This window comes from Paraburkholderia sp., assembly GCF_034668105.1.
In the GTDB taxonomy this organism is placed as follows: domain Bacteria; phylum Pseudomonadota; class Gammaproteobacteria; order Burkholderiales; family Burkholderiaceae; genus Paraburkholderia.
In genome coordinates this window covers 1-4,645 of sequence record NZ_JAXDPY010000383.1, presented here as the reverse complement: position 1 = coordinate 4,645, position 4,645 = coordinate 1, and the positions used below count along the sequence as shown (strand labels likewise).

The following is a 4,645-nucleotide window of genomic DNA, read 5'->3' as shown; positions in this document are numbered from 1 at the left end:
TTCTCCGTGATCGTTGGATGTGCTTGACGAAAGCCGCGCGCCTCACCATGCGAGCCGCCATTCGGTAATCGGCGGACTCGCCGCGGGCGTTGTCTGAATGCGCGTGCCGCCGCCCGGCGTATCGTCTTCGGGCGCCTCGCGGTGCGCGCCGTCATGCTCGGCGAAATCGGCGAGCACCTCATCGCGCAGACGAATGAAGCGCGGGTCGTGCCGTTCGCGTGGACGCGGCAACGCGACATCCACGATCCGTTTGATGCGGCCCGGCCGTGGCGCCATCGTGACGACCCGATCGCCGAGGTACAGCGCTTCGTCAACATCGTGCGTGACGAGAATCATCGTGATGCGCTCGTGTTCCCAGATCCGTTGCAACTCGTTTTGCAGGCGGGCGCGCGTGAGCGCATCGAGTGCGCCGAACGGTTCGTCGAGCAGCAGCACACGCGGGCGGTTCACGAGGCCGCGCGCGATCGCCACGCGCTGCGCCATGCCGCCCGACAACTGATGCGGGTACGCGTTTTCGAAGCCGTTCAGGCCGACGAGCGCGATATGTTGTGCAACCGCGTCGCGCTTTTCGCGTGCCGGGAGTGGTGCGTTACGCAGTGCGGCGAGAATGTTCTGCGACGCCGTGAGCCACGGAAACAGGCGATGGTCCTGAAACACGATGCCGCGTTCGAGCGAGGTGTCGCGCACCTTTTCGCCCGCGACGACAATGTCGCCGGTGTAGTCGGTGTCGAGCCCCGCGATCAGCCGTAACAGCGTCGACTTTCCGCAGCCGCTCGAACCGAGCACGCTGACGAATTCGCCGGGACGCACGCGCAGGGTAATGTCGTCGAGCACCGCGAGCGGTGTGCCGTCTTGCTGCGCGTAGCGTTTGCTGACGCGAAGAATGTCGATGCTTTCGGAAAGCGTCGAAGAAGTCATGAGCGGGTCCGGTAATGAGAGGTCGGGTGCATGGTTATCGTGCGGCTTGCGGCGCACGCCGTGCAAAGATCGCCCGCTCCACGGCGCGTGCCAGCGCGTTCAACGCCCAGCCGGTCAAACCGACCACGATCACGCCGAACAGCACAAGGTCCATGCGGAACTGCTCGCTGCCGTCGATCAGCGTATTGCCAATGCCGCTGCCGGCTACCAGCAGATATTCGGCGCCGAGCGTGGCAAGCCACGAATAGATCAGGGCGAGGTAGATGCCCGTGAAGATCGACGGCAACGCGGCCGGCAGAATCACGGCGCGGATCAGTTGCCAGCGCGTGTATCGGAAGGCGCGCGCGACTTCGATATAAGCGCGCGGCACCGCATGAATGCCGTCGCACGTGTGGGCGGTGACGGGCAGCAACGCGGCGAGCGAGAGGAAGACGACCTTGGCCGCATCGCCGAGACCGAACCACACGGAGATCAGGGGGATCCATGCGAACAGCGAGATCTGTTTGAACGTATCGAAACTCGGGCCGATCATGCGTGTGGCGAGCCGCGAGAAGCCCAGCACGCTGCCGAGCAACAGACCGCCCAGCGTGCCGATCACGAAGCCGCTCGCTTCGCGCGCGAGCGAAGCGCAGAGCGCCTTGAACAGCGCGCCGCTAAGGATCTGTTGCCATGCGGTGGCGAGCACTTGCGCGGGACTGACCAGCAGGCCGCTTTTGACCACGTGCGCCTCCGAGACGGCCCACCAGATCGCAATGGCGACGATCGGCAGAACGGCGCCGCGCCAGTCGATGCGCGCGAGCAGCGGCCGGCGCGGGCGTGCCGCGCGGCGGAAAGCGGCGGGCACGTTGCAGTCGCAGGACGTGTCGGCGGAGGGCTTCGATCGGGCGAAGGAGAAGAGACTCATCGTGGATTCCTCAAGTGCGGTGTCTGGGAGCCGTGGGTCGGATCACCCGCGATCACCCGCGATCATTCGCGAAATGCCGATGGCTGGCCGCGCCGCAAACGCGCTTCGAGTGCGTCCAGCGAGCGGTTCATCGCGTAACCAATGGCACCCACCATCACCACCGACGCCATCACCAGGTCGAGCTGAAACAGTTGCCGGCCGTAGACGATCAGATAGCCGAGCCCTTCGGACGACGCCACCAGTTCAACCACCACCAGCGCGAGCCAGGCTTTGGTGAACGCGAGCCGCACGCCGGTGGCGAGCGTCGGCACCGCGGCGGGCAGGACCAGATAGACGATCCGTTGCCAGCCGTTGTATTCGAATACCCGCGCGACTTCATTGAGCGAGGCAGGGGTCTGGCGGAATCCTTGCAGCGTGCTCAACGTGACGGGAACCAGCGCCGCATGCGCGATCAGGATGTATTTGAGCGGCTCGCCAACGCCGACGAGCAGCAGCAGAAACGGCAGCCAGCCGAGCACCGGAATCTGCACGAGCGCATTGAAGCTGGGCAGTACATACGCTTCGAAGGTGCGCGACAAACCGAGTGCCGCACCGAGCACAAAACCGAGCACGGTGCCCGCACCGAAGCCGAGCAGCACGCGTTGCAAACTGATCAGCGTGTTGCTCGCGAGATCGCCGCTCTTTGCCAGTTCGACGAAGGTGTCGAACACGCGCTCGGGCGGCGGCAGGATCTGCGGCGCGATCCAGCCGCGCTCGCAACCCACCGTCCATAAGGCGAACAGGACGGCCGGCAAGACCCACGGCGCGAGCCGCCAGGCGAGTGCGCGCAGCCGTGGATTGCGATGCAGCGGTGCGTGGGGTGCATCCGGCACCGCGGCTGCAGGGCCGAGCCGTTTGTTATCGACTGGAAGTGCGGTTTCGCTCATCGTGAGGGTTCCCGTTTTAGCCGAGCGGTTTACCGGTGGCGTCGTAACGCGTCCAGTAATGGTCGAGCTTCAGTGTGCCTAGCGCGTTGTCGAGATATTTCGTCTCGAACCAGCCATCTATCTGGACCGGCTGACGGATCAGTTTGAGTTTCAATGCATCCGCCGCGACGGTTTTGTAGCGCGCGACGATGAACGGATCGATCAGCGGAGAATTGCGGTCTTTCAGTTTTTGATTCGCGTATTCGGCCTGCCACGAGGAATAGGGCACGCCGCTTTTGGCCCAGAGCTTGAAGAGCGCGTCGCGGTTCGCTTCATCCGACGACCATTGCGAGCCTTCGACAAACACGTTGACGACGCGCTGCACGATATCCGGATGCACGCGGTCGAAGTCGTCGACGACCAGCAGATGCGATTGACGCGTGAATTGCGGCCCATCGTTCTGCGATTCGTAGACGACCTTGGCGAGCCCCTGGTCGCGCAATTTGTACACGTGGTAATCGTTGACCGACGCATCGATCCCCTTGGAGGCCAGCGCGGCGAGCGAACTGGCGGTATCGAGATTGATCACGCGCAGATCCCGTTCGTCGAGCTGATTGGCGGCGAGCGCGTTGTCGGCGACCAGTTGCAGATTGGTGCCGCGAAAGATCGATACGCGACGGCCCTTGAGGTCCTTGATCGAGCGCACGTCGGAGTCGGTGGGCACGGCGACCTTGACGCCGGTGCGCACGCCCGAGGCGAGCAGAAGATGGGTTTTCAGGCCGTTGGCGCGCGCGAGCACCGCGGGCAGATCGCCCTGGAAGGCGAAGTCGAGCGATTTGTCGGCGATCGCTTCGTTGACCGCTGGGCCGGCGCCTTTGAAGAACAGCCATTCGACCTTGATGCCGTCGGCGGCGAATTCTTTTTCGAGCGACTGCTGCAGTTGCACGGTGGCCGCGGGCGAGCCGCCGAAGGTAGGCGGATCGCCTGTGCCCTGCTGCGCGACGCCGATCCGGATGACGGCGGGTTTGTCGGCATAGGCGTGAACCGCGGCAAGCGACAGTGTCGCCACGGCGACGAAGGTTTTCAGCAGACGGAAATGGCGCATTCGGCAATACCAGTCGAAGGAAGGGGGCGGGTTGCGAATTCAGGTGGGCCGATAACTGGCACTACACGTTAGATTCGCGTGCGCCCGAATCCAACCAATCATTGCTGATAAGAAAATATGCAGTAGTTCGAACCGGCTTGCTGACTGGTTAGCGCGTCCGACGCTCATGGTCTGAGCGGCAGCGGCGGTCGCGATCGTTCTTCTCGCGGGTTGGTTTCTTGCGTTGCTGCTATATCGGCGAATCGACTGTTCGGGCAGCGAATCAGGGCAACCTCATCTGCCGATGAAGACTGCGAAGCGTTGGTGACGGGAAAGGCAGCCCAGGCGTATTTCGAGTGTGATGCGCCACAGAACAAATAAGCAAAGCGAAATTTGTTGGTTTGGGTAAGCCGTCGGTGTCGCGATACTTTGATATCGGACACGTTCGTGCTGTGCGATCGGCGTGCGCGGTAGCGCTGGTCCTTGCGCACCGGCGACCCGCGCACGCCGGGCACGTTGACGCGGCTCGAATTCACCAACAACCGGCATCATTACGCTAGCGGGTTTGCCTATGATGCGTTGCGATTGTCTATATGAAGCAGAATGATTCTTCGCCTTCGCGCGGCCGTCGTCGATTGCTGGTCCGCCTCGCGGCCGGCGGCCTGGTTGTCTCCCATGGCGCAGCAGCGAGCGAACTGCTCAAGCCGCTCGAGGTGGCGCCGTCGAGCCGCGCACCGGGTGCGCCAATGTTCCGGCAATACCGGCGGCGAATGGAACGGCCCGAGCGGCATGCCGGTGCAACTCACGCATGGTTTGCTGTCGTGTTGCGAATGG

The 4,645-nt window shown here is 63.4% G+C and carries 4 protein-coding genes and 1 pseudogene; 1 reads left to right on the top strand and 4 read right to left on the bottom strand.

Annotated elements, in window-relative coordinates; all coding sequences use genetic code 11:
• Window positions 1–42 precede the first annotated feature (42 nt).
• The 4 genes from QOC89_RS17150 to QOC89_RS17135 form a co-directional block, all read right to left on the bottom strand.
• Window positions 43–918: an ABC transporter ATP-binding protein gene (locus tag QOC89_RS17150; RefSeq protein WP_323046108.1), complete on the bottom strand. Its 876-nt coding sequence runs from the start codon at window positions 916–918 to the stop codon at window positions 43–45.
• 34 nt (window positions 919–952) lie between these two features.
• On the bottom strand, window positions 953–1,822 hold the full coding sequence (locus tag QOC89_RS17145) for an ABC transporter permease (RefSeq protein WP_323046107.1): 870 nt from the start codon (window positions 1,820–1,822) through the stop codon (window positions 953–955).
• 62 nt (window positions 1,823–1,884) lie between these two features.
• On the bottom strand, window positions 1,885–2,748 hold the full coding sequence (locus QOC89_RS17140; RefSeq protein ID WP_323046106.1) for an ABC transporter permease: 864 nt from the start codon (window positions 2,746–2,748) through the stop codon (window positions 1,885–1,887).
• A gap of 16 nt (window positions 2,749–2,764) precedes the next feature.
• A complete protein-coding gene (locus QOC89_RS17135; RefSeq protein ID WP_323046105.1) occupies window positions 2,765–3,832 on the bottom strand; it encodes an ABC transporter substrate-binding protein in 1,068 nt (355 codons plus the stop codon).
• Between the two features lie 572 nt (window positions 3,833–4,404).
• Here QOC89_RS17135 and QOC89_RS17130 point away from each other — a divergent pair.
• Window positions 4,405–4,645 (top strand): annotated as a pseudogene (locus QOC89_RS17130) (hypothetical protein); the annotation flags it as partial.